This window comes from Methylobacterium sp. 190mf (assembly GCF_900107945.1).
In the GTDB taxonomy this organism is placed as follows: domain Bacteria; phylum Pseudomonadota; class Alphaproteobacteria; order Rhizobiales; family Beijerinckiaceae; genus Methylobacterium.
Window position 1 is genome coordinate 30,769 of record NZ_FNVI01000023.1, and the last position, 24,447, is coordinate 55,215.

The 24,447-nt window shown below is 73.3% G+C and carries 22 protein-coding genes and 1 pseudogene; 18 read left to right on the forward strand and 5 right to left on the reverse strand.

Annotated elements, in window-relative coordinates; translation table 11 throughout:
- The 13 genes and pseudogenes from C4T42_RS23825 (at window position 1) to C4T42_RS23885 (ending at window position 14,844) form a co-directional block, all read left to right on the forward strand.
- Window positions 1-927 (forward strand): Gfo/Idh/MocA family oxidoreductase, encoded by a 927-nt coding sequence (locus tag C4T42_RS23825; protein ID WP_103985970.1) that lies wholly within the window; start codon window positions 1-3, stop codon window positions 925-927.
- A 71-nt stretch (window positions 928-998) separates the two neighbouring features.
- Window positions 999-2,549, forward strand: a pseudogene (locus C4T42_RS23830) (carbohydrate porin).
- A 271-nt stretch (window positions 2,550-2,820) separates the two neighbouring features.
- Window positions 2,821-4,329 (forward strand): ATPase domain-containing protein, encoded by a 1,509-nt coding sequence (locus C4T42_RS23835; protein ID WP_103985971.1) that lies wholly within the window; start codon window positions 2,821-2,823, stop codon window positions 4,327-4,329.
- Window positions 4,316-5,356 carry a sensor histidine kinase gene (locus C4T42_RS23840; RefSeq protein ID WP_103985972.1) on the forward strand — a complete coding sequence of 347 codons (1,041 nt, stop codon included), beginning with the start codon at window positions 4,316-4,318 and terminating at the stop codon, window positions 5,354-5,356. Before C4T42_RS23835 ends, C4T42_RS23840 begins: the two co-directional genes overlap by 14 nt.
- Before the next feature lie 142 nt (window positions 5,357-5,498).
- Window positions 5,499-5,861, forward strand: coding sequence for a hypothetical protein (locus tag C4T42_RS23845; RefSeq protein WP_103985973.1), 363 nt, complete (start codon window positions 5,499-5,501; stop codon window positions 5,859-5,861).
- A 457-nt stretch (window positions 5,862-6,318) separates the two neighbouring features.
- Complete coding sequence (msuE, locus tag C4T42_RS23850; RefSeq protein WP_103985974.1) at window positions 6,319-6,891, forward strand: FMN reductase; 573 nt, start codon at window positions 6,319-6,321, stop codon at window positions 6,889-6,891.
- 8 nt (window positions 6,892-6,899) lie between these two features.
- Window positions 6,900-7,871: an aliphatic sulfonate ABC transporter substrate-binding protein gene (locus C4T42_RS23855; protein ID WP_020094780.1), complete on the forward strand. Its 972-nt coding sequence runs from the start codon at window positions 6,900-6,902 to the stop codon at window positions 7,869-7,871.
- Window positions 7,872-7,889: 18 nt separating this feature from the next.
- Window positions 7,890-8,933, forward strand: a complete 1,044-nt coding sequence (locus C4T42_RS23860; RefSeq protein ID WP_020094781.1) for a sulfonate ABC transporter substrate-binding protein — start codon at window positions 7,890-7,892, stop codon at window positions 8,931-8,933.
- The gene (gene ssuC / locus C4T42_RS23865; RefSeq protein ID WP_020094782.1) at window positions 8,933-9,715 is read left to right on the forward strand and encodes an aliphatic sulfonate ABC transporter permease SsuC; all 783 of its coding nucleotides are present in this window, start codon (window positions 8,933-8,935) and stop codon (window positions 9,713-9,715) included. Before C4T42_RS23860 ends, ssuC begins: the two co-directional genes overlap by 1 nt.
- Entirely contained in the window at window positions 9,715-10,602 is an 888-nt protein-coding gene (locus tag C4T42_RS23870; RefSeq protein WP_181049207.1) for an ATP-binding cassette domain-containing protein, read from the forward strand. The genes ssuC and C4T42_RS23870 overlap by 1 nt, the downstream gene beginning before the upstream one ends.
- A 118-nt stretch (window positions 10,603-10,720) precedes the next feature.
- Entirely contained in the window at window positions 10,721-11,896 is a 1,176-nt protein-coding gene (gene ssuD, locus C4T42_RS23875; protein WP_020094784.1) for an FMNH2-dependent alkanesulfonate monooxygenase, read from the forward strand.
- Between the two features lie 141 nt (window positions 11,897-12,037).
- Window positions 12,038-12,307, forward strand: coding sequence for a hypothetical protein (locus tag C4T42_RS23880; RefSeq protein WP_012318328.1), 270 nt, complete (start codon window positions 12,038-12,040; stop codon window positions 12,305-12,307).
- 281 nt (window positions 12,308-12,588) lie between these two features.
- Window positions 12,589-14,844, forward strand: a complete 2,256-nt coding sequence (locus C4T42_RS23885; protein WP_091980640.1) for a cyclic nucleotide-binding domain-containing protein — start codon at window positions 12,589-12,591, stop codon at window positions 14,842-14,844.
- 34 nt (window positions 14,845-14,878) lie between these two features.
- Here the strand turns inward: C4T42_RS23885 and C4T42_RS23890 are convergent, their stop codons facing one another.
- Entirely contained in the window at window positions 14,879-15,274 is a 396-nt protein-coding gene (locus C4T42_RS23890) for a DUF3307 domain-containing protein (RefSeq protein ID WP_103985975.1), read from the reverse strand.
- Between the two features lie 344 nt (window positions 15,275-15,618).
- On the opposite strand from C4T42_RS23890, the gene C4T42_RS23895 reads away from it, so the two are divergent.
- The gene (locus C4T42_RS23895; protein ID WP_244603267.1) at window positions 15,619-16,338 is read left to right on the forward strand and encodes a sigma-70 family RNA polymerase sigma factor; all 720 of its coding nucleotides are present in this window, start codon (window positions 15,619-15,621) and stop codon (window positions 16,336-16,338) included.
- 50 nt (window positions 16,339-16,388) lie between these two features.
- Here C4T42_RS23895 and C4T42_RS23900 read toward each other — a convergent pair whose 3' ends face one another.
- Window positions 16,389-17,450, reverse strand: coding sequence for a GNAT family N-acetyltransferase (locus C4T42_RS23900; protein ID WP_244603268.1), 1,062 nt, complete (start codon window positions 17,448-17,450; stop codon window positions 16,389-16,391).
- Window positions 17,451-17,755: 305 nt separating this feature from the next.
- Here C4T42_RS23900 and C4T42_RS23905 point away from each other — a divergent pair, with 305 nt between their 5' ends.
- Window positions 17,756-18,529 (forward strand): GNAT family N-acetyltransferase, encoded by a 774-nt coding sequence (locus C4T42_RS23905; RefSeq protein WP_091682592.1) that lies wholly within the window; start codon window positions 17,756-17,758, stop codon window positions 18,527-18,529.
- Between the two features lie 10 nt (window positions 18,530-18,539).
- Here C4T42_RS23905 and C4T42_RS23910 read toward each other — a convergent pair whose 3' ends face one another.
- Window positions 18,540-18,857 (reverse strand): hypothetical protein, encoded by a 318-nt coding sequence (locus C4T42_RS23910; protein ID WP_103985977.1) that lies wholly within the window; start codon window positions 18,855-18,857, stop codon window positions 18,540-18,542.
- Window positions 18,854-19,582, reverse strand: coding sequence for an SGNH/GDSL hydrolase family protein (locus C4T42_RS23915; protein WP_103985978.1), 729 nt, complete (start codon window positions 19,580-19,582; stop codon window positions 18,854-18,856). Before C4T42_RS23915 ends, C4T42_RS23910 begins: the two co-directional genes overlap by 4 nt.
- 354 nt (window positions 19,583-19,936) lie before the next feature.
- Here C4T42_RS23915 and C4T42_RS23920 point away from each other — a divergent pair, with 354 nt between their 5' ends.
- Window positions 19,937-20,713: a 3-hydroxyacyl-CoA dehydrogenase gene (locus tag C4T42_RS23920; RefSeq protein ID WP_091682588.1), complete on the forward strand. Its 777-nt coding sequence runs from the start codon at window positions 19,937-19,939 to the stop codon at window positions 20,711-20,713.
- A gap of 4 nt (window positions 20,714-20,717) precedes the next feature.
- Here C4T42_RS23920 and C4T42_RS23925 read toward each other — a convergent pair whose 3' ends face one another.
- Window positions 20,718-20,966 carry a hypothetical protein gene (locus C4T42_RS23925; protein WP_026605197.1) on the reverse strand — a complete coding sequence of 83 codons (249 nt, stop codon included), beginning with the start codon at window positions 20,964-20,966 and terminating at the stop codon, window positions 20,718-20,720.
- Between the two features lie 236 nt (window positions 20,967-21,202).
- On the opposite strand from C4T42_RS23925, the gene C4T42_RS23930 reads away from it, so the two are divergent.
- Window positions 21,203-21,772: a PepSY domain-containing protein gene (locus tag C4T42_RS23930; protein WP_020094795.1), complete on the forward strand. Its 570-nt coding sequence runs from the start codon at window positions 21,203-21,205 to the stop codon at window positions 21,770-21,772.
- Between the two features lie 256 nt (window positions 21,773-22,028).
- Window positions 22,029-24,305, forward strand: coding sequence for a xanthine dehydrogenase family protein molybdopterin-binding subunit (locus C4T42_RS23935; RefSeq protein ID WP_103985979.1), 2,277 nt, complete (start codon window positions 22,029-22,031; stop codon window positions 24,303-24,305).
- Window positions 24,306-24,447 lie beyond the last annotated feature (142 nt).

The window sequence follows — 24,447 nt, forward strand, 5'->3', positions numbered from 1 at the left end:
ATGGCGGCCCCGATCCGCATCGGCCTCGTGGGCGTCGGCAAGATCGCCCGCGACCAGCACCTGCCGGCCATCGCCGCCTCGCCGGACTACGCGCTCGTGGCGGTGGCGAGCCGGCACGGCGGCCTCGACGGGGTGCCGAGCTACGCCACCCTGGAGGCGATGCTGGCGGCGCACGGCGACCTCGACGCCGTCGCCCTGTGCCAGCCGCCGCAGGCGCGGTGCGCGGCGGCCCTGGCGGCGATCGCGGCGGGCCGCCACGTCTTCCTCGAGAAGCCCCCGGGCGCGACGCTGGCCGAGGTCGGGCTCCTGGTCGCGGCCGCGCGGGACCGGGGCGTGAGCCTGTTCGCGAGCTGGCACTCCCGCTACGCGCCGGGGGTGGAGCCCGCCCGCCGGTGGCTGTCGGGCCGCAGGATCCGGTTGGTGGCGATCGCCTGGCTGGAGGATGTCCGGCACTGGCACCCGGGCCAGGACTGGATCTGGGACGCGGGCGGGATGGGCGTGTTCGATCCGGGGATCAACGCCCTGTCGATCGCCACCCACATCCTGCCGCCGTTCTTCCTCACCGGCGCGACCCTGTCGGTGCCGGCGAACCGGCAGGCGCCGATCGCCGCCGACCTGCACTTCGCGGACGTCGCCGGCACCCCGATCCGCGCCCGGTTCGACTGGCGCCAGACCGGGCCGCAGACCTGGGACATCCGCGTCGAGACCGACGACGGCCCCCTGGTCCTGTCGCGGGGCGGGGCCGCCCTGTCGATCGCCGGCCGCGACCAGCCGCTCCCGCCCGAGGCGGAGTACCGCGGCCTCTACGACCGCTTCGCCGCCCTGGTCCGCTCCGGCACCAGCGACGTCGACCTGAATCCGCTGATCCACGCCGCCGACGCCTTCATGCGCGGCGAGCGCCGCGCGGTGGAGGCCTTCACGGACTGACCGGGAGGCCCCCTGCGAGACACGAACGCGACAGAGCCAGGCAAGGCCGCGCGGTAAAGGGGGAGTCACACATGGGAAAGCATCGGGGCAAGCATCGGGCAAAGCATTGGCGATGGGCCGCGCTCGCGTTCTGCGCCGCGTCGGTCACGGCGGGCGCGCGCCCGGCAGTCGCGCAGGTCGAGGCGACGGCCCCGGACGGGGGACCGTCCCTGGTCAATCCGGGACCGAAGGCGAGCCCGGCGCAGAAGGCCCGGTATCGGGCGAACCGCGCCCGGCGGCGGGTCATCCGGGAGGCGCGGAGCTTCTCGGGCGCCAGCAGCGCCGCCGCCAGCCTCGACGTGCAGGGCAGCAGCGCGACGCCGCCCAGCCTGCCGCCGGGCACCCTCGATCTCGGCAACGGGATCAGCATGGTCCTGAACTACACGGGGGAGTTCGCCGCCAACCCGTCCGGCGGCATCCGGCAGGGATCGGCCTATGCGGGCCAGATCGTGTTCGGCCTCGACGCCGATCTCGGCCGCCTCGCCGGCATCGACGGCGGCTCGGTCCACACGATCGTCACCCAGCGCCACGGCCGGAGCTTGGCGCAGGATGACATCGGCTTCAACGGCAGCGTGCAGGAGATCTACGGCGGCGGCCAGACCGCCCAACTGACGCTGCTGTCCTACGAGCAGAAGCTGTTCGACAACCGCCTCGACATCGAGGTCGGCCGCCTGCTCGCCAACCCCAACTTCCTGGCCTCGCCGCTCTACTGCAACTTCCAGAACAACGCGACCTGCGGCGCGCCCAAGTCCATCTTCAAGCTGACGAACTTCACCTACTGGCCGATCGCGACCTGGGGCGGACACGCCAAGGCCTGGGTCACCGACAGGGTGTTCCTGCACGCCGGCATCTACGAGGTGAACCCGCGCGACCAGCTGCCGACCCGGAACGGCGTCGACTGATCGACCAGCGGCGCCACCGGATACCTGGTGCCGGTGGAGATCGGCTACTCGACCAATTTCGGCAACGACCCGCTGCCGCGCAACTACAGCATCGGCGCCGTGTTCGACCGGTCGGACTACACGGATCCCGTTCTCGACCGGCGGGGCGCCGCCCAGGTCTTCAGCGGCCTCGACCCGCTGACCCGGTTCGGGCGGTCGGCGGTCTACGCCCGCTTCGACCAGATGGTCTGGCGGCCGGATCCGAACGGCGTCCAGGGCCTGTCGGTGTTCGGCGTCGCGATCGGCGGGACCGGCGGACGGCAGACCCAGGATTACTTCCTGGAGGGCGGCGCCGTGCTGACCGGCACCTTCCCGGGCCGGCCCTACGATACCCTCGGCCTCGTCTTCGCCATGGAGAAGCTCTCGCTCCTGGGCACGGCCAACATCCGGGCGGCGCGCGCGTCGCTGGGACTCGGCACCCGGACCGTCGAGTCCCTGCAGACCATCCTCGAGCTGAGCTACGGCATCCAGCTCACCCCGGCGGTGCGGCTGATGCCGAACCTGCAATACGTGATCGACCCGGACCAGACCCGCTTCCCGTTCCGCCCGAAGCCGATCCCGGACGCCTTCGTGATCGGCGCGAAGCTGTCGGTGGACCTGTTCACCCTGGCCGGCCTCGCGAAGGGCCCGGGCAGCCAGTGACGCCCTGACCGCCCCGGCGCCCGCTCCCTGCGGGCGCCGGGCACGCGGACCCGGGCGGGGGAGGGGCCGTCCCGCGACCGCGAGGCCCGTACACGCCGGCTCCCGGACCCGCGGGGGCAGCGGCCGCGCCGCGCCCGTCGGGCAGGCGCGCCGTGCCGGCCGCGCGGCGGCGTTTCGCGCTGCGCGCGGCTTCGTGTACGAGACCGGGCTCCGCGTACCGTCGCGCGGTCGACGGGCCGCCCGCCCGTGGGACGACGGCAGAGACCTCGACATGGCAGTGACCGATCACGACGCGGCACCGGTCTCCACCGGGGTGACCGGCCTCGACCATATCCTGGCCGGCGGCTACGCGTCCCAGCGCTCGCACCTCATCGAGGGGCGGCCCGGATCCGGCAAGACGACGCTGGCGATGCAGTTCCTCCTCGACGGCGTGCGCCGGGGCGAGCGCTGCCTGTACATCACGCTCTCGGAGAGCCGGCGCGAGCTCCTGAACGTCGCGGAGCGCCACGGCTGGTCCCTCGACGGCATCGAGATCTGCGAGCTCGTCGCGCCGGAACTCAGCCTCGACCCCGGGCAGCAGCAGAGCCTCGTCCACTCGTCCGACCTCGAGCTCGGCGAGACCGTCCGGATGGCGATCGCCGAGATCGAGCGGCTCAAGCCGCAGCGCGTGGTGTTCGACAGCCTCTCGGAGATCAGGCTGCTCTCGCAGGGATCGCTGCGCTACCGCAGGCAGGTCCACGCCCTGCGCAGCTTCCTGCTCATCCAGAACACCACGGCGCTGCTCCTCGACGATCTCACCGCCGAGACGGACGACCTGAACCTGCACAGCCTCAGCCACGCCGTGATTCGGCTGGAGCAGCTTGCGCCCCTGTACGGCGGCGAGCGGCGGCGCCTGCGTGTGATCAAGATGCGCGGCACGCCGTTCCGGGGCGGGTTCCACGACTACGTCATCCGGCGCGGCGGCCTCACGGTGTTCCCGCGCCTCGTCGCGGCCGAGCATCTCGGCACCTTCCCCGACGCTCAGTGCGGCACGGGCAGCCCCGAACTGGACCAGTTGCTCGGCGGCGGCCTCGACCGGGGCACCAGCACGATGCTGATCGGGCCGTCCGGCGTCGGCAAGTCGACGGTGGCGCTCACCTGCGTCACCGCGGCGATCGCCCGCGGCGAGCGCGCGCTGATCCTCAGCTTCGACGAAACCACCGGCGTCCTCAGTCGCCGGGCCCGCGGCCTCGCCATGCCGATCGAAGACGCGATCGTCGCCGGAGCGCTCATCGTCGAGCAGATCGACCCGGCCGAGGTCTCGCCCGGCGAACTCGCCGACATCGTCCAGAACGCGGTCGAGCACCGGGGCGTGACGACGGTCGTGATCGACTCCCTGACCGGCTATCACAACGCCATGCCGGAGGAGAATTACCTGCTCCTGCAGATGCACGAGCTGCTGACCTACCTGAACCAGCAGGGCGTGCTCTCGCTCCTCGTCCTAGCCCAGCACGGCATGATCGGGGCGATGGGCGCGAATGTCGACCTCACCTACCTCAGCGACACGATCCTGCTGTTCCGCACCTTCGAGGCCGACGGGCGGCTGCGGCGCGCGATCTCGGTCGTGAAGAAGCGGACCGGCAGCCACGAGGACACGATCCGCGAATTGCGGATCGACTCCGGCGGGATCCGCGTTGGCGAACCGCTCAGCGCGTTCCGAGGTATCATGACCGGCGTTCCGACATTCGAGGGTGAGCGGTCGTCGCTCCTGCCGACCCGCGCGGCTGATGACCGAGGCTGAACTGCCGGTTCTCATCTTCGCGCCGGGTGGCCGCGACGCCGCCGTCGCCGCGGCGATCCTCGGCGAAGCGCGGATCGCGACACAGGTGTGCGCCAGCCTCGCGGACGTGGTCTCCCGGCTCGACACGGCCGCCTGCGCGGTGCTCACCGAGGAGGCGCTGCTGTCCTCGAACCGCCAGACCCTGGCGGACTGGATCGCCGCGCAGCCGCCCTGGTCCGATTTCCCGTTCATCCTCCTGCGGCTGCGGGGCGCCGAGCCCAACGCGCAGCTGACCGATATGCTCGGCAACGTCAGCGTGCTGGAACGCCCGTTCCACCCGGCGACGCTGGTCATGGCGGCCCGCTCCGCCCACCGCGCCAAGCGCCGGCAGCTCGAGGCGCGCGCCCATCTCGAGGAGCGCGAGCGCACGACCGAGCGGCAGGCGCTCCTGATCCGCGAGCTGCATCACCGGGTGAAGAACACGCTGGCCACCGTGCAGGCGCTGCTCGGGGCCTCGGCCCGGTCAGCGACCAGCGTCGACGCGTTCTACGCGTCGTTCTCTGCGCGGGTGATCTCGCTGGCCAAGACCCACAATCTCCTGACCGAGGATTACTGGCAGCAGGCGCCCCTGCGCGAGATGCTGATGAACGAGCTCGGGCCCTACAACGACGTCGAGGGCGCCCGCATCCAGCTGGACGGCCCCGCGATCGACCTGATGGGCGACCTCGCGGTCCCGACCGGCATGGCCATCCACGAGCTGACCACCAACGCGGCCAAGCACGGTGCCCTGTCGGTCCCGGAGGGCCGGATCGCGATCCGGTGGGATATCGAGCAGACGCCGGCCGCTCGCATGCTCCACCTCGACTGGACCGAGCGGGGTGGTCCGGCCACGGCGGTGCCGACGCGGAAGGGCTTCGGCTCGACGCTGCTGCAGCGTGTCCTGAAGGTCCAGTGCCAGGCGGACATCGCCTTCGATTTCCAGCCGGCCGGGCTGCACTTCACCATGCGGGCGCCGCTGCCCGAGACGCGCGTCGTCCCGGCGTACTGAGGCGGTCAGGGTTCCGGACCCGGCGCCGCGCTGGTCGCGGGGTGTGCGCTTTCACACAGAAGTGTCTTGCCTTCTGCGGTTCTGATCGAACTTATCGCAGGTGCGAGATTTAGGATGTCGCAGCACAGCGATACGTCTTGCGATGAATAGATTTGCTCCTCTCGTGGCGGCCGCACTGGCCTGGGCCGTGTTCGGTACCTGGGCCGAAGCCCGTCGCTCGTCCTTGCAGAAGGACGTTCCGGCACTCCGCCCGGGGATCGAGGCCGATCTGGCCGCGAGAAACTGTCCGGCCGTCCGGATCGACACGGAGCGTTTCCGTCAGTTCTCGCGCGAGAACCATCTGAACCACGCGGACTTCTTCACGAAGAAGCGCTCGATCGCCCTGCAGCACGACCTCGACGCGGAACTGGCGCAGCTCCGGGAGCGTCCGGAGGAGGCCTGCGCGCAGATGTGGACCAAGTACGGCGACGACGGCACCGTGCAGCACCTCCTCGTCCGCAAGTAGGCACCGCCTGTTGATCCGGAGCCGCAGGGCGGGTCGACGACGACGACGCTGGCGACCGCGAGGGTGTCAGCGCGGGTGGCGTTCCGGTCGCGTCGGCCTCCCCCGCTGCCCCGGATCCCGGGCCTAGCGATTCGGTTCCGAGTCCGCCCACGTATCGAGAACACGCTTCTCCCGCCGGGCGCGTTGAGAGAATAAAACCCCGTCTCTCGCGCCAATGAACCGCCGACACGCAATATCTCGCGCCCATCCCGCGCGGCGATCGAGATGAAATTCCATATTGGACGCCCGGTTTCGGGGAGAACGTTTTTCCTTCACCGGGCAATTGGGAACGCCGTTTCATTGACGGCGGAAGTCGCAGCCATCAATTCTAGCGGCCTGTTCGGATGTCCGGCCGCGCAACCTCCGCTCTTCGGAGACGGTGCGGTCCGTCATCCCGTCTCACAGCAAGGCATCCGGAATGACACGACCGAGACTCGTCGGGCTGAGCGCCAACGTGCAGCGGCCCTCGAAGACCCGCACGCTGGTGGATGCCGTGCTCCGCGAGGCCAGCGCCCAGGCCTCTCTCGACGCGGAGATCCTCGACTTCGTCGATGCCGGGACCAGCCTCGGCGCCGCCTGGACCCGCGACCAGCTCGCGCCGGCCGCGCGCGGCGTGCTCGCGGCCATCGAGGAGGCGGACGGGCTGATCGTCGGCTCGCCGGTCTACAAGGGCGCCTATACCGGCCTGTTCAAGCACCTGTTCGACCTGGTCGATCCGGGGGCGCTCGCCGGGAAGCCCGTGGCGATCGTGGCCACGGGCGGCGGCGCGCGCCACGCCCTCGTGGTCGAGCACGCGTTCCGGCCGCTCTTCGGCTTCTTCGGGGCGCTCCAGATCCCGACCGCGGTCTACGCCTCCGATCCCGATTTCAGCGACGGCGCGCTGACGGAGGCCGGGGTGCGCGCCCGCGCCCGCGAGGCCGGCGGGCAGCTCGCCGCGCTGCTCGTGCACCGGGCGGCCGCGGCGCCACTCACCCTCGCCGCCGCCGAGTGAGCCGGCCGATGCTCGACCGTCGCGCCCTGCTGGCCGCCCTCGCGGCCCTGCCCCTAGCACCGGCCCTCGCGCCGGCTCTCGTCCCGGGCGCCCGGGCGGCCGAGCCCGGCGTGCTGCGGATCGGCTACCAGAAGAACGGCATCCTGGTCGTCGCCAAGCAGCAGAAGATCATCGAGAAGCGCCTGGAGCCCCTCGGATACGCGGTGCGCTGGGTCGAGTTCTCCTTCGGGCCGCCGCTTCTGGAGGCCCTGTCGCTGGACGGGATCGATCTCGGCCAGACCGGCGACGCCCCGCCGATCTTCGCCCAGGCCGCGCGCTCTAACCTCGTCTACGCGGCCGCCCAGGAGGCCGGCGGCTCCGGCGCCGGGATCCTGCTGCCGAAGGGCTCGGAGATCCGCAGCCTCGCCGAGCTCAAGGGCAAGCGCGTCGCCTTCGCCAAGGCGTCGAGCTCCCACAACCTGACCATCGCGGCGCTGGAGAAGGCCGGCCTGAGCTACGCCGACATCGAGCCGGTGACGCTGGCGCCCGCGGATGCCGCGGCCGCCTTCGCCCGGGGCAGCATCGACGCCTGGACGATCTGGGACCCGTACTTCGCCATCGCCGAGCAGGGGGAGGGCGTGCGCGTGCTGGTGCGCGCCACCGACGTCACCCCGCAGAACAACTTCTTCCTGGCGAGCCGGCCCTTCGCGGAGAGCCGGGCCCCGGTCCTCACCGCGGCGATCGACGCCCTGGGCGAGGTGGCGGCCTGGTGCACGCAGAATCGCGGCGCGGTGGCGGAACTCCTGTCGCAGGGCACCGGCGTGCCGCTGGCCGCGACGCGGCGGGCGGTGGACCGGACCGACTACGTGATCGGACCGATGACCGACCGCGTCGCCGCCGAGCAGCAGCGGGTCGCCGACCGCTTCCACGCCCTGAAGCTGATCCCCAAGCCGATCCGCATCGCCGACGCGGTCTGGACGCCCCCCGCCCGCAACGGCTGAGACCGACCGCAGAGAGCCATGACCGACCGATCGCCCCGCGCGCTGTCCCTGTCATCCGCCGGCGCCCCGAATCGCCGCCTCCTCCTGTCCGCCGGCCTCGGCCTCGCGGCGGCCGCGCTGCTGCGGCCCGCCCGCGCGGCCGGCAGCATCCGGATCGGCTACCAGAAATACGGGTCCCTCGTGCTGCTGAAGGCCCGCGGCACCCTGGAGAAGGCCCTCCAGCCCCTCGGCACTGCGGTGGCGTGGTCCGAGTTCCCGTCCGGCCCGCCGCTCCTGGAGGCGCTGAATGCCGGGGCGATCGATTTCGGCTCGGCCGGCGAGGCGCCGCCGATCTTCGCCCAGGCGGCGAGCCCGGAGCTGCGCTACGTGGCCGCCGAGCCGCCGGCGCCGCGGGGCGAGGCGATCCTCGTGCCCAAGGACAGCCCGATCCGCAGCGTCGCCGACCTGCGCGGCAAGACCGTCGCCCTCAACAAGGGATCGAACGTCCACTACCTGCTGGTGCGCGCTCTGGAGCAGGCGGGCGTCCCCTACGACGCGGTGACGCTCGCCTACCTCGCGCCGGCCGACGCCAACGCCGCCTTCGTGCGCGGCTCCGTCGATGCCTGGGTGATCTGGGACCCGTTCCAGGCCGCCGCCGAGCGCGCCACGGGCGCCCGGGTCCTGGTCGACGGGCGCGGGGTCGACGGGCACGCGCTCGCCCCCAACCGCCAGTTCTACCTGTCCCGGCGCGGCTTCACCGACACCAGTCCCGCGATCGTCTCGGCCGTGCTGCAGGCGATCGGGGAGATCGACGCCTGGGCCGAGGGCCATGCCGACGCCGTGGCGGCGGAACTGGCGCCCTCGGTGGGCATCCCCGCGCCGGTCCTCGCCGTGGCGCTCGGCCGCCTGTCCTACGGCGTCGCGCCCCTCGACGCGGCCGCGATCGCCGACCAGCAGAAGGTCGCCGACAGCTTCCACCGTCTCGGGCTCCTGCCGAAGCCCGTCCGGGTCGCCGACGCGGTCTGGACGCCGCCCGGGCCCGCGGACGCCCTCAAGTCCGAGAAGCGGACGGAGAACCGCTGATGCGCCCCTCGAAGCTCGATCGCCTGCGCGACTCCGCGGTGCCCTGGCTGCTGCCGGCCGCCATCCTGCTCGGCTGGCAGGCCGCGGTCTCGGCCGGCCTCGTCTCCAACCGCTTCATGCCGGCGCCCCTCGACGTGGTCCGGGCCGGCTGGGAGGCCGGGCGGACCGGGGAGCTCTGGACCAATCTCGGCGTCAGCACCCTGCGGGCGCTGGCGGGCTTCGTGATCGGCGGCGGCATCGGCTTCGGGCTCGGCCTCGCCAACGGCCTGTCGCGCCTGTCGGAGCGGCTCACCGACACCTCGGTGCAGATGGTGCGCAACGTGCCCCACCTGTCGCTGATCCCGCTGGTGATCCTGTGGTTCGGCATCGGCGAGGAGGCCAAGCTGTTCCTCGTGGCGCTCGGCGTGTTCTTCCCGATCTACGCCAACACCCTGCACGGCATCCGCTCGGTGGATCCGGGCCTCGTGGAGATGGGCCGGGTCTACGGCATGTCCCGCACCGAGCTGTTCACCCGCGTGGTGCTGCCCGGCGCCCTGCCGTCGATCTTCGTGGGCCTGCGCTACGCGCTGGGCATCATGTGGCTGACGCTGATCGTCGCCGAGACGATCTCGGCCTCGTCGGGGCTCGGCTACATGGCCATGCAGGCCCGGGAGTTCATGCTGGTCGACGTCGTCGTGCTGGCGATCCTGATCTACGCCGCCCTCGGCAAGTTCGCCGACGCCCTGACCCGCCAGCTCGAGCGCGCCTGCCTCGCCTGGAATCCCGCCTACAGGAGCGCCTGATGCTGCTCGACGCCGTCCGCCGCGAGGCGCTTCCCGACCCGGGCACGGACCCGCGCCCGGCGCCCGGCCCCGCCCGGGGGCACAGGCAAGCGGATCTGCCCGCGGATCTGCCCGCGGATTCGCCCCCCTCGCCGCCGGCCCGCGGGATCGCCGTCACCGTCCGCGACCTGGACAAGAGCTTCGACGGCACCGCCGTCATCGAGGGCCTGAACCTGTTCCTGCCGGCCGGCGGGTTCACCGCGGTGGTCGGCCGCTCCGGCTGCGGCAAGAGCACCCTGCTGCGCCTCATCCTCGGGCTCGACACGCCCACGGGCGGGCGGATCGACCTGGAGGGGCCGGAACGCTCCCCGCGCCGGTCCGAGCCGCCGAAGCGGATCATGTTCCAGGAGCCGCGGCTGCTGCCCTGGGCGCGGGTCGTCGACAACGTGGCGGTCGGCCTGTCGGGGCACGGCTCCCGGGCCGAGCGCCGGGAGCGGGCGCTCGCGGCGCTCGCCGAGGTCGGCCTCGCCGACAAGGCCGGGCAGTGGCCCGCCACCCTGTCGGGCGGCCAGCGCCAGCGCGTGGCCCTGGCCCGGGCGCTGGTGAGCCGGCCGGGCCTTCTCGCCCTCGACGAGCCGCTGGGCGCCCTCGACGCCCTGACCCGGATCGGCATGCAGGACCTGATCGAGCGGATCTGGCGGGCGCAGGGGTTCACCGCGCTCCTCGTCACGCACGACGTCGCCGAGGCCGTGGCGCTGGCCGACCGCATCCTCGTGGTCGAGGCCGGCCGGATCGCCCTCGACCTGCGGGTCGACGTGCCGCGGCCGCGCCGGCGCGGGGATCCGGACCTCGCCCGCCTCGAGGGCCGCATCCTCGATCACCTGCTCGGATCGCAGCCGACCGCCTGAACGCGGGGCCGCCGTTTCCCGGAAGCGGCGGCCCGCCCTAGCTCTCGACGATCACCGGACCCGCGCAGTCGGGTCCGGCTTTTCCGCATCCGGCCACCGGGCCGCACAGGAGATTCCGATGACAGCAGCCAATGACGGGCGCGCCGACGTCCTCTGGTTCCTGCCGACCCACGGCGACGGCCGCTATCTCGGCGCGCGGGAGGGGGCCCGGGACGTCTCGCTCAGCTATCTCCGGCAGATCGCGCAGGGGGCGGACGAGCTCGGCTATTACGGCGTGCTGCTGCCCACCGGACGCTCCTGCGAGGATTCCTGGATCGTCGCCTCGGCGCTGGCGCCGCTGACCAAGCAGCTGCGCTTCCTCGTGGCGGTGCGGCCGGGCCTGATGGAGCCCTCCGCGGCGGCCCGCATGACCGCGACCCTCGACCGGATCTCGGACGGGCGCCTCCTGATCAACGTCGTCACCGGCGGCGACCCGGTGGAACTCGCCGGCGACGGCGTGTTCCTGTCCCACGACGAACGCTACGCCGTCACCGACGAGTTCCTGACGATCTGGCGCGGCCTGCTCGCGGGCGAGACCGTGACCTTCCGGGGCGATCACCTGCGCACCGAGAACGGCCGGCTGATCTTCCCGCCGGTGCAGAAGCCCTATCCGCCGCTCTATTTCGGCGGCTCGTCGGCGGCCGGCATGGCGGTCGCGGCCGAGCATTGCGACGTCTACCTGACCTGGGGCGAACCCCCGGCCCAGGTCGCCGAGAAGATCGCCGCCGCCCGGGAGGCCGCCGAGGCGAAGGGCAAGACCTTCTCGTACGGCATCCGCCTGCACGTCATCGCCCGCGAGACCGAGGCCGCGGCCTGGGAGGCCGCCGAGCAGCTGATCTCGAAGCTCGACGACGCCACCATCGCCAAGGCGCAGGAGACCCTGAAGCGGCAGGATTCCGTCGGCCAGAGCCGCATGATGGCGCTCCACGGCGGCAGCCGCGACAAGCTCGTGGTGGCGCCGAACCTCTGGGCCGGCGTCGGCCTCGTCCGCGGCGGCGCCGGGACGGCGCTGGTCGGCTCGGCCGACCAGGTCGCCGACCGGATGAAGGAGTACATCGATCTCGGGATCGACCGCTTCATCCTCTCGGGCTACCCGCACCTGGAGGAGGCCTACCGGTTCGCCGAGCTGGTCTTCCCGAAGCTGCCGCTGCGCGCCACGACCGGGCGGCCGGCCGGCAATGCCCGCAACGACGGCCCGTTCGGCGAGATCATCGCCAACGACCTCGTTCCGACCCGCCGCGTCAGCGCGCACTGACCGGCGGCCCCGCCGGCACGGGGCATGGCTGATCTGCGTTCGGGCAGCCCGGGCGTCATGGTCATGCCATCCTTGGCGCCCATCCGCACCGCCCATCGCCGCGCGACCCGCTCGCGCGGCCTGGACGAGCGTAGGATTTCGATGACTTCGACCAAGACGGCCCTCCTGGCCATCGGTCTGTGCCTCGGCCCCGCCGCGGCCTTCGCGGAGCAATCCCCGGCCCGGGAAGCCCTCAAGCAGTACTGCACCGGCGACTACATGGATTTCTGCAGCGCCTACGCGCCGGGTGGCCCGGAGGTCGAGGCCTGCTTCAAGGCCAACCTGAAGAAGCTCTCCCCGAACTGCTCGGCGGCGATCACCGCCTACAAGAAGGAGCAGCGGGCGACCAAGCGCGTCAGCGAGGCGCGCTGAGGGCCGAAGGCCCGTCGCGGCGGCCGCGACCCGGGAGCCCCCGACGGCGCGGCGGATCGGCCGATCCGCCGCGCGATCCACCGCGGCGATCCCACAATGCTGCCGCGCAGAAGCGGCCTGCACGATAATTTAAGCCGGCACCTGCCATCGGTTGAGAACTGGCGTGGCCAAGGTCAGGTCCTGCGATTCGGCGACGATCCGTGCACGTGATCGCACGGGATCTGCACCGGGATCTGCGATCTCCGCGCCCATCGGGATTTCGAGACGCGGGTACCGTGCCGATGACGACAACCGACCTGACGTCCGCCGGGACCGCATCCCCGGCCGGCGGCCGCGCGGCGATCCTGCGCGGGGCCCGCATCGGAGCGGCGGCGGCCGTCACCGTGATGGTGCTGCTCCTCGACCTCATCAGCTACTCCCAGCTCATCTTCTCGGGGCCGCTGGTGGAGAGCCGCGCGGCCGGCCTGTCGGCGCTGCTCGCGGCCTACGTGCTGGGCAGCCTCGTCTTCATCGCGCTGCGCCGCACCGCGCGGATCTCGCTGTCCTTCATCGGCGCGGCCGCGATCGTGCAGGCGGCGATCGCCTCGGCGGTCGCCGGGCAGCTCGAGGCCGCGGGCGTCACCGATCCGGAGACGGTCGGCCAGCTCGTGCTCGTCGCCTGCGGCGTCTCGACCTTCGCCACCGGCGTGATCTTCGCGTTGCTCGGCACCCTGCGGGCCTCCCTGCTGGTGCAGCTCCTGCCCTACCCGGTGCTCGCCGGCTTCCTCGGCGGCGTCGGCCTGCTGTTCCTGCGCAGCGGCGTGCAGATCGGCGGCCATGTCGACGACCCGCTCGCGGCCCTGCTCCACGCCGTCGATCCGGCGAACCTCGATCCGGGCCGGATCGATGCCGGGGCGCTCGCGCGCATCGCCCTGACCCTCGTGATCGGGTTCTGCGCCTTCTACCTCCCCCGGATCGTTCGGCACTGGGGGACCTACCCGACGGTGATCCTGTCGAGCCTCGCGGTGGTCCATCTCGGGCTGGCCTGGACGGGCACCAGCGTCGCCGCCGGGCAGGCATCGGGATGGCTGATCGAGCCGCTGCCGACGGGCACGCTGCTGCGGCCGCCCGCCATCGGCAGCCTGACGGCCTTCGATCCGCACCTGCTCCTGCCGATCTGGCCCAAGATCGCCACCCTGGTCGTCGTGGCGGTGATCATCCAGATCCTCTACGTGGTGAGCGTCGAGCTGGAGATCCGGCGCGACCTCGACATCGACCGGATGTTCGTCGCCTCGGGCGCCACCAACTTGGTCGGCAGCGTGTTCGGCAGCTCCGCGATGGGCTTCGGCCGGACCTCGACGCTGCTGCTGCACAACATCGGCGGCGGCCACTGGCTCGGCTGGTGGCTGACCCTCGCGGTCATGGCGGCGCTCCTCATCGTCGGCGCGAGCCCCCTGGCGCTGCTGCCCCGCCCGCTGGCCGGCGGCGCCCTGATCGCCATCGGCATCGGGCTCCTGTTCAACCTCGGCGTCGCCAGCCGGACCCTGCCGGGCTGGGAGATCGCCATCGCGCTGGTCGTGTGCACCGCCACCGCGTATTTCGGGGCCACCACGGGCTTCCTCGTCGGCGTCCTGCTGGCGATCCTGATCTTCGGGGTCCAGTACGGGCAGATCGGCGCGATCCGCCGGTCGCTCTCCGGGGCGGACCGGCGCAGCAGCGTGATCCGCGGCCCCGACGCCGCCGCGCGGCTCGAGGCGGCCGGCGGCCGGACCCGGATCTACACCCTGCAGGGCTACCTGTTCTTCCTCAACGCGCAGGCGATCTTCCGCCGGGCCGCCGCGGAGGCCGGGGATCTGCGCGTGCTGATCCTGGATTTCCGCGAGACCGTGGGACTCGACAGCTCGGCGCTGATCGCGTTCCGCAAGGTTGGCCAGCTCGCCGAGCAGCGGCGCTTCGAGGTGCTGCTGGTCCACGTGGATCCGGTCGCGCGCCTGCTGATCACCCGCAACGGCCTCACCGCCGACCCGCGTGTCCGGATCCTTGACACGCTGGACGAGGCCCTGCGCGCCGCCGAGGCGACGCTCCTGGCGGAGGCCGGCGGCGCCGGCCCAGGGGAAGTCGCCGTCTTCGCCCGGCACATGGCCGACCGGCTCGGCAGCACGTTCGGCCCGGACGACTTCGCGCCCTACCTGACGGTCCGCGAGCTCGCGGCGGGCGCGGCGCTGATGCGCCAGGGGGAGGCGGCCGATGCCCTCTACTTCCTGGAGCAGGGCCTCGTCTCCATCGAGATGGAGGTCCCCGGCCGCGGCAACCTGCGCCTGCGCACCACCACGGCCGGCACGGTGATCGGCGAGATCGCGCTGGTCCAGGGCGGGCGGCGCACCGCCACCGCCGTCGCCGAGAGCCCCTGCCGGGTGGTCGTCATCGACCGTGCCGCCCTCGCGCGGATGGAGCGGGAGCGCCCGGACCTCGCGCTCGCCTTCCAGCGCTTCCTGATCCTGGAACTGGCCGGCAAGGTCTCCGACACGAACCGGCTGCTCGAGGCCGAGATGCAGTGAGGCGCCCGGCGGCGCCCGCTCTCCCGGTCAGGGGTCAGGCCGCCGCCAGCACCACGGCGAGCCCGAGATGGGTGACTTGGTGCAGGAACTGGTCGATGCCGATCAGCCACCAGAACCAGGCGTCCGTGGCCGGCAGGCGGGTCCGCTGGCCGACCAGCACCTTGCCGCGATCGATCCCCGTGTGGATCGCGAAATCAACGAGCGCCAGCCACCACAGGGCCGGCTTCACCGCCAGCGCGATCGCCAGCGTGCCGAGGCCGTGCAGGCCGGTATGGGCGCAGAGGGGCGCGAGCCAGGCGGACGACCGCTGCTTGCCCTGCGCCATCCAGTTGGTCTGAAGGAAGAAGTCCGCCGCGAGGTGCTTCACGGCGAACGCCAGGACCAGCAGCGCGAAGGCACCCACCGGGACGAGCGTATCGACGGACGGCATCGCGGCCCTGGCTCTCCTGCCGCGATCCTGCGGGGACGGGTTCGGCGGCGCGCACCGCGCGCCGAATCGAGGAAGCGCCAGCATACACGCGCCGACGGACCCTGGCGCGACCGGAAATCCGGCGCGGCCGCCGGCCCGATCCCGGGCGTGGCACCGTGGAATGCAGAATCCGGAACGATTTCTCGCCCCGCGCCGGGACGAACGTCCAGATCTTTCATCTATTCCCTCGAACGGATGTCGATATTTCGAGTTTTAATAATTCTAATCCACGAAGATAGACGTTGTTACACAGAACAGCCGCGTGTTACGCGTCCCACCCGCACGCGCCGTGCCGATGGGAGCTTGTGAGCGGGACAGTGGCGACCTGGAACTGCGACGCCGGTCCCTCCGGCCACGGGATCGCCGCGGTCCCGCCGGGCCGGCCCGGCCGCCCTCCGCCCGGCGGATCATGGAACCTCGCGGCGTTCGAGCGCCATCGCGCCGCCTATCTGGCGCGGGCGCGCCGCATCCTCGGCTGCCCGGCCCAGGCGGAGGACGTCGTCCAGGACGTGCTGCTCCGGCTGATCGCCGATCCGCCCCTGGCCGAGACCGCGATCCAGGCCGCCTATGTCGGGCGGATGGTGCGCAACCTCGCCCTGGACCGGGCGCGGCGGCAGGGCCTCGAGCGGCGCCTGTTCACCGGCCTCGACGCCGCGCCGGACCCGGCCGATCCCAGCACCGGGACCCCCGAGGCGGCCGCGGCGTCGCGGGAATCCCTGCGGCAGGTGGAGGCCGCGGTGGCCGAGCTGCCGGAGCCGGTGCGCACGGTCTTCCAGCTCCACCGGGTCGAGGGCGTTCCGCAGATCGAGATCGCGACCCGGCTCGGGGTCTCGCGCGCGCTGGTGTGCGGCCTCGTGCGCCGCGGCCACCTGCACTGCCTCGCGGCCCTCGACCGGCGCTGCGCCGCCTGCCCGGCGCGCGCCGAGGCCCCAGGCCGGCAGCGGCGCCGGACCGCGCCCGTCGGCCAGGACCTCGGCCGCGGCCCGGCGCAGGCGATCATCAGCCCGCCGGCGACGGGCCCGTAGGCGGGGGCGGGGGTATCACCGGACGCTCACCCCTGTTCGCGGAGTGCGGTCTAGGCGGGCACCGCGGGAGGCCGCGGCACGGCGTCGGCGGCGGCCGCCCCCGGCACCCAGAGCCGGTCGCGCACGAAGTGCTCGCGCGACAGCGCGACCAGGGCCGCGCGCTTGTGGGGGAAGTCGACGGTCGCGATCGTCGCGAAGCCGGAGCCGTGGAGGTTCCGGATCTGCTGGGCGTGATCGGCCCGCGGCTCGCCGACGACGCGCTGCGTGCGCGGCTCGTCGAGGAACAGGTAGTGCATCAGCGACGGCAGCCAGGCCGAGAGCGCGGGCCGCCCGCGCACGGACGCGTCGCCGATCGCGACGTGCCAGCCGCGGTCGTAGGGGCCGGCCTCGTAGAGCGGCCCGAGGCGGCTCTCCCGCGCCCAGTACAGCTCGAAATAGCCGAACGGCCTGCCGTCGAGGCAGCCGAGCAGCGGCAGGGTCGCGGGGTCGGCCTGGAGCCCGGCGATGTAGGCGGCGTGCGCCTCAAGGGTGCCGGTCTCCTGCCAGATCGAGGCGATGCGGGGGTCGTTCATCCAGGTCGAGAACAGGGCGACGTCGCCGGGCTCCGTCATCGTGCGGAAGCTCAGACGCCGGTCGAGCCAGGGGATCGCCCGCGCGTAGACCGTGCCGGCCGGCGTCCGGGGCCGCAGCGGGTGGCGGCGGCCGGCCGTGGCGGTGAACAGCTCGGGGAAGGGCGGCCGGGCCCGCGGGAGCCAGCGGGCGGCGCATTGCCAGAGGAGCCCCGGCAGGATCTCGACCCCGTCGCCGTCACCGAGGGCCCGGGCCGCGCCGAGATCGAGCAGCCGTCCGGACGTCGCCGGATCGGCCGCGACGACGATGCGCAGGACCTGCATGTCCTGGGCGGTCAGCGCCTCGGCGCGCGCCAGGATCGCCTCCGCGGCCGCCGCCGGCGCGACCGGCTCGGCGAGGCGGATCACCGGCACTTCGCGGGTCCCCTCCAGGGTGAGGGACACCGGCGCGGCGTCCCGCGCGGTTTCCCGCGCCCCGTCATCGCACGTCCTCGGGGGATGCGCCCCCGCGTCGCGCATCCGCTGGCTCGAAGCGTCCGTCATCCGTCCTCCGCGCGTCGCCGGCACCTCCGCGTCGCCGGCACCTCCCTGACGGATGGGCCCGTCCGGCGTTCAGAGGTTTCGTGCGGGCGCCGTCCGCCGGCACCGGGTGCGACAGCATGAACGGCGCCCCGCCTCAACCGTCACTCCGTCGAAGCCCGAGCGGCGCAGGAGCGAGCGGATGGACAGGCACGGCCAGGAGGCGGGCGCGGACACGGCTGCGGAGGCAGGTCCGGGCACGGCCGGGGATACCGCCGAGGCCCGGGCGCCGTCCCCCGCGCGAGCCTCCGGACGGACGGCCGCCTGACATGCAGGCGCCCGAACCGACCTTCGAGACCCTGCGCGACGCCCATGTGGCGGCGCTCACCGGCTCCCTGATCGACGGCGTCGAGCACGGCCCCGGGGGCGCCGGCTACGTCTGGTCGCGCAGCATCCCGGACCCGACCGTGAACTTCGCCTTCGGCGTGCACCGTCCCGACCAGTTCGCCTGGGCGGGCGCGGCCGCCCTCGGGCGCGCGCGGGCGCCGGCCTTCCTGGCCCGGGACGACGGCGAGATCGCGCTGCTGCGCGCCCTGTTCGAGCCCGCGATCCTCTACCCGGCACGCTGGATGGTGGCGCGGGAGCTTCCGGCGCCGGCCCCGGCCGGCAGCGCCGTCACCGTGCAGGCGACGCCCGCGCCGGGGCCGGATTTCGAGAGGGTCTTCGCCCACCTGTCCGACGCGCCGGGCGTGCGGACGCATCTGCGCCGCTACTACATCCCGGCGCTGCGCGCGGCCCGGGGCCGGCACGGCCTCGTGACCCTGCACCTCGTCCTGCGCGACGCCGCCGGCCCGGCGGCCTGCGCCAGCCTCTACCTGCGCGGCGAGACGGCGGGCCTGTACAATGTCAGCACGCGGGCCGACCGGCAGCGCCGCGGCCTCGGCACCGCCGTGACGGTCGCGGCCCTGCGCGAGGCGCGGGCGCGGGGAGCCGCGCAGGTCTTCCTGCAATGCCCGGCCGACGGCAGGACCGAGGCCCTCTACGCGCGGGCAGGCTTCCGGACGGCCTGCGCGCCGACCCTGCTGTGCACGACCCCGCCCTGAACGGGACCTCTCAGAATGGCTCCGCGCCGTACCCGTCTGGCGTGAGGCCGAGGACGAACCCGATCTCCGCCTCCACGTCGCGCAGGACGAGCGCGCTGGCCGGGCCGGTCACGACCTTGCCCCGTCCCTCGATCCGGGCGCCGTAGCGACCGCGGGGTTCGAGGGCGGCCAGCGCCGCGAGGGCACGGCGCACCGCCCGCGGGTGGCGGACGCCGTTCTCGTCGCGCCAAGCCGCCTCCTCGCCGGGCCAGACCCGCCGGGGCAGGTGCTGCACGCCGGCGCGCGCGGGCGGCCGCAGGGCCGCGGCGAGGCGCGCGCGGAGCCTCACGGCCGGCCGATCCAGGCGGCGCGCAGGATCCGCAGGGGTGCGGCCGGCACGGGCCTCCGGACGGGCGCGAGCGGGAGCGCATCGAGCACCACCGCGCCGGCGAGCGCCGCGGCCAGGGGCGCGTAGTCGGCCAGATGCACGCCGTCCCGGTGGAGGCCCGGACCGGCGAGGCCGCCGGTGCCGGATCGCCACGGCGCGAACGGGTCGAAGAAGGTGCGGCCCCCCGCGGCGCAGAGTGCCGCGAGGCGATCCGAGAAGACCGCGACGGCGGCGGGATCGCGCCCGGTCGCCCCGGCACCGATCGGCGGGATCGCGGCGACGAAGACCTGCGCGGCCCAGGCCTCCAGGCGGCGCAGGATGTCCCGGACATCGGCCTCGAACCGGTCGACCACCCGGGCCCGCTCGGGATGGCGCCAGCGCTGTATGTCGTTGGTGCCGATGATCAGCACCGCGGCCGCGCAGCGGACCGGGACGCGCAGCGCCGCGAGCTGGCGGCCGCAATCGGTCGCGGTGCTGCCGCCGACCGCGACGTTGATGCAGGGCCGGCCGCCGAGATCCGGCGCGCCGACGAGCTCCGCGTGGGAATTGCCGGCGAGCAGCACGCTGCCGGGCGCGGCCGCCCGGAGGGCCGCGCGGATGCCGGGACGCCGCTCGGTGAAGCGGTGCCCGACGATCCGCCCGTGCCGCCAGTGCCGGGCCGCATTCTCGATCCAGTGGGCGCCCATGGCTGTCCTGATCAGGCGTGAGGGAGCGGCCGCTCCCGGACGGCCGGGACCGGAGGATGACGGGCGCGGGCCGGTCCGCAGCCCGGATACAGGGGACGACAGGTCACGCGCGGCCGAACGACTTGCCGCCGCGCGACGGATCACCGGATAAACTTCGCAGATACACGCGTTGATATGATCCCGTACATCGGATCGTCTACATCCCGTATATGTGGGAAAAAATCACACGTCAATCGCGGCGCGGGCGCGATCGGGCGCATGTGCCGGGCCGGACACCTTCCGGCGGCCGCGGCGCCGCGCTACCTCGGGACTCGCGGGGCGCCGTCGGCCGCCCGGGAGCGGCGGGGAGCCAGGATGGCGAGCGCGATGATCAGGGACCGGGTCTTCATCGTCACGGGCGCGGGCTCGGGCCTCGGGGAGGCGACGGCGCGGGGCCTCGCGGCGGCGGGGGCGCGGGTGGTCGTGGCCGACATCGCCCGGGAGGCCGGCGCCCGGGTGGCGGCGGACCTCGGGGCGCAGGCCCGGTTCGCCGAGACGGACGTCACCCGCGAGGCGGACGGCGCGGCGGCGGTCCGGACGGCGCTCGACGCGTTCGGGCACCTCCACGGGCTGGTGAACTGCGCCGGCATCGCGCCGGGGGAGAAGGTGGTCGGCCGCGACGGGCCGCACCGGCTCGAGACCTTCGCGCGGGCGGTCTCGGTCAACCTCGTGGGCACGTTCAACATGATCCGGCTGGCCGCCGACGCCATCGCCCGCGAGGCGCCGGACGCGGCCGGCGCCCGGGGCGTGATCGTGAACACCGCCTCGATCGCGGCCTTCGACGGCCAGATCGGGCAGGCCGCCTACGCGGCCTCGAAGGGCGGGGTGGTATCCATGACCCTGCCGATCGCCCGGGAGCTCGCCCGGCACGGCATCCGGGTGGTCACCATCGCGCCGGGCATCTTCGAGACCCCGATGATGGCGGGCCTGCCCCAGGACGTGCAGGACACGCTCGGCCAGAGCGTGCCGTTCCCGCCGCGCCTCGGCCGCCCGTCGGAATACGCGGACCTCGTCCGGCACATCTGCGAGAACCCGATGCTGAACGGCGAGACGATCCGGCTCGACGGGGCGCTGCGGATGCCGCCGCGCTGACGGCTCAGCCGATCGACACGCTGGTCAGCACCTCGGCGGCGCGGCGGACCTCGGCGGCGATCATCTCCTCGCTCGGGCCGTCGATCGGCAGGTCCGACAGGATCGCCGCCACGTCGCGCTTCACGTCCTCGCGGATCTCCGGGTTCTCCTCGGAGAGCCGACCGATCAGGACGCCGAGCACGATCTCCAGGGCGGACAGCTTGGCGTGCAGGCGGGTGAACTCGTCCAGGGGCTCGGGCTCGTGCGCGGTCATGGCCTGCTCCATCGGGGGGACGTCCGCCGTCCCCGAGGGCGCGCCGGATCGCCCGCGTGTCATACAGGGGCGCCGGCCGTCCGTCTCGCCGGGCCGTCGACCCCGCGCGGCCCCAGGCGCCGACCCGGCCCCGCCCGGGCGACGGGACCCGAATTTTTTCCCGATCGCGGGCAACCGGATTTCCGGACCCGACGTTTCACGCATCCGTGAACGAACCCGCGAAGGGACACACCGCCATGATCACCCGTCTCACCGCCGCAGCCGGCCTCCTCGCCCTCTCCACCGGCCTCGCCCTGGCCCAGACGCCCACCGCGACGCCCGCCGAGCCGGCCACGAAGGCCGACAGCAACATGAAGGAGTGGCAGGTCGCCAAGGTCGCCAAGGTCGGCCTCGCCCAGGCGCTGGCCACCGCCGAGTCGCAGGGCGACGAGAAGGGCGGCCGCGCCATCGACGCCGATTTCGAGAAGGCCGGCAGCAAGGATCCGGCCCACTACGCGATCAAGGTCGTCTACCCGAGCGGCAAGCTCGTCGAGTACGGCATCAACGCCGATACCGGCGCCCTCTACAAGACCGAGAACCAGCCGTTCGAGCGCTACTTCACCCGGCTGAAGGCCTCCGACTTCCAGAACGCCAAGACCTCGCTAAAGGACGCGCTGGCCATCGCCGAGCAGAAGGCCGGCGGCGGCAAGGCCTACGAGGCCGAGGTCGAGAAGGACGGCTCCTCGGTCCAGTACGAGATCAAGGTCGCCGGCGCCGACAAGGAGCAGGAGGTCAAGGTCGGACCGGACGGCAAGGTCCTGAACTGAGGCCCTGAACGGAGGTCCCGGGCTGCGGCAGTGAAGGCTGCCGCAGCCCGCACCGACCTCGCGAGCGCAGCCAAGCGATCCAGGCGGCGCCGCGCTGATCCAGGGCGCGCTGCCCTGGGTCGCGTCGCCGCGCGCGCGAGGACGACCGGGTCGGTTGCTGCATCCTGTCGCTCCACCGTCCGGGGAGCCGTCGAGCCCTCACGGCGATTCCTCCCTTTGCGATGCGGCCCGAGCTGCCGCGAACGGGGAGGGCGGCATGGACGCCGGCGCGCAGGACACCGACGGCCATCTCGGCCGCCCCCACACCCGTGTCGAGGGAGCCGACAAGGTCACCGGCCGGGCCCTCTACAGCTCCGACCTCACCGGCCCGGACCGCGACACGGCCCACGCGGCCCTGGTGACCAGCACCATCGCCCGGGGCCGCATCACCGGGTTCGACCTCGCGGCGGCCGAGCGGGTGCCGGGACTCCTCCGGATCTTCACCCACCGGGACTTCGCGGGCGCGGTGGCGCCGGTGAAGCACCTGATGGCCGGCGGGTACGCCAACAGCTCGCACCGTCCGCTCGATTCCGACGCGATCGCCTATGCCGGCCAGATCGTGGCGCTGGTCGTCGCCGAGACCCAGGAGGCCGCCGAAGCGGCGGCCGGTGCGGTGAAGGTCGCCTACGCGGAGGAGCCCGCCGCCGGCGGCTTCGACGCCCCCGGGGCCGAGACCGTGCGCCTCGCCGACCTGAAGCCCCACCACGCGGACATCGCCCGGGGCGATGCCGAGGCGGGTTTCCGGGACGCGGCCCTCCGCGTCGAGGCGCGCTACGCGACGCCGGTCCAGCACCACAACCCGATCGAGCTGTTCACCACCCGGGCCGCCTGGGACGGCGAAAGGCTCACCGTCCACGAGCCGACCCGCTACGTCGGCGCCGTGCAGCACGGGCTCGCGGCGCAGCTCGGGCTCGATCCCGCGCAGGTGCGGGTGGTGGCGGGGCTGATCGGCGGCCATTTCGGCTCGAAATTCGCCCTGTCGCAGCACACCGCGCTGGTCGCGCTCGCGGCGCGGCACCTCGGCCGGCCGGTCTCGCTGGTGCCCAGCCGGCGACAGTGCTTCACCATCGCCAATTATCGGCCGGAATCGCGCCACCGCATCCGACTCGGCGCCGACCGGACGGGTCGGTTCACCGCCCTGGTCCACGAGGCCGAGACCGTGACGTCGCGCTTCGATCCCTTCGTCATGGAGGGCACGGAGGTGACGGCGAGCCTCTACGCCTGCCCGAACATCCGCACCGAGGAGCGGGCCGTGCGGGTCGATCGCAACACGCCGGGGCCTATGCGGGCGCCCCCGGAGGTGCCGTTCCTGTTCGCCCTTGAGAGCGCCGTCGACGAGATGGCGGTGGCCCTCGGCATGGACCCGATCGCGCTGCGCCGCCTCAACGACACGGCGATCGATCCGGTCTCCGGAAAACCGTTCTCGACCCGGCCGCTGATGGCCTGCTTCGACGCGGGCGCCAGGGCCTTCGGATGGTCGCGCCAGGTGCCGCGCCCGGGCGCGATGCGCGACGGGCCCTGGCGGGTGGGTCTCGGCTGCGCGACCTCGGTGCGGCCCACCAAGATCGCCGCCGCGACCCTGCGGGTCCGGCTCGGCCCGGACGGCGCCGCGGAGGTCGCCTGCGCGCACCACGAGATCGGCAACGGCATCACCACGCTGCTGGCGATGGGCGCGGCGGACGGGCTCGGCGTGCCGGTGGAGCGGGTCACCGTCCGGCTCGGCGACACCGACCTGCCGGCGGCGGGGATCTCGGGCGGGTCGAGCACGACCACCAGCCTGATGAGCGCCCTGGCGCTCGGCTGCCGCCAGATCCGCGAGAGCCTGGCGCAGGCCGCGACCGGGCAGGGCGGGCGCCTCGCCGGCCGCGATCCGGGCAGCCTGCGCCTCGCGGACGGCCGGCTCGCGGCGCCGGACGGGGCCGGGATCGCGCTCGGCGAGGCCGTCGGCCCGGAAGGCGTCGAGACGGTCGCGGAGTTCGTGCCGGCGGGCGGCGACCGGGAGAAGGCGCTCGCGGGCCTGCAGCAGGGCCATATCGGGCTCGCCCTCGGTGGGGGCCGGAAGGCCGTCTCCTGGGGCTTCGGCGCGCAGTTCGCCGAGGTCCACGTCCACGCCGAGACCGGGGAGATCCGCGTCGCCCGGCTCACCGGCGCCTTCGCGGCGGGGCGCATCCTCAACCCGCTGACCGCGCGGAGCCAGCTCACGGGCGGGATGATCTGGGGCCTCGGCTCGGCGCTGCTCGAAGAGACGGTGGTGGACGGCGCCGCCTACCGCAACCCGGATCTCGCCGAGTACCTCGTCCCCACGGCGGCCGACGCGCCGGAGGTGGAGGCGCTGCTGGTGCCCGACCCCGACGATCAGGTCGACGCGCTGGGCCTGAAGGGCCTGGGCGAGCTCGGGATCATCGGGGTGAACGCGGCCATCGCCAACGCCATCCACCACGCCACCGGCCGCCGGATCCGCAGCCTGCCGATCCGGCTGGAGGACGTGGCGTGAGGGATGACTCTCCTCCCCCTTGCGGGGAGGAGTTTGGGGATCGCAGATCCCGCGTGGGGGTGGGGCCGGAAAGGGCTCGGCGGTTCCTTCTGAACCACCCCCACCCCTAACCCCTCCCCGCAAGGGAGAGGGGAATATCGGA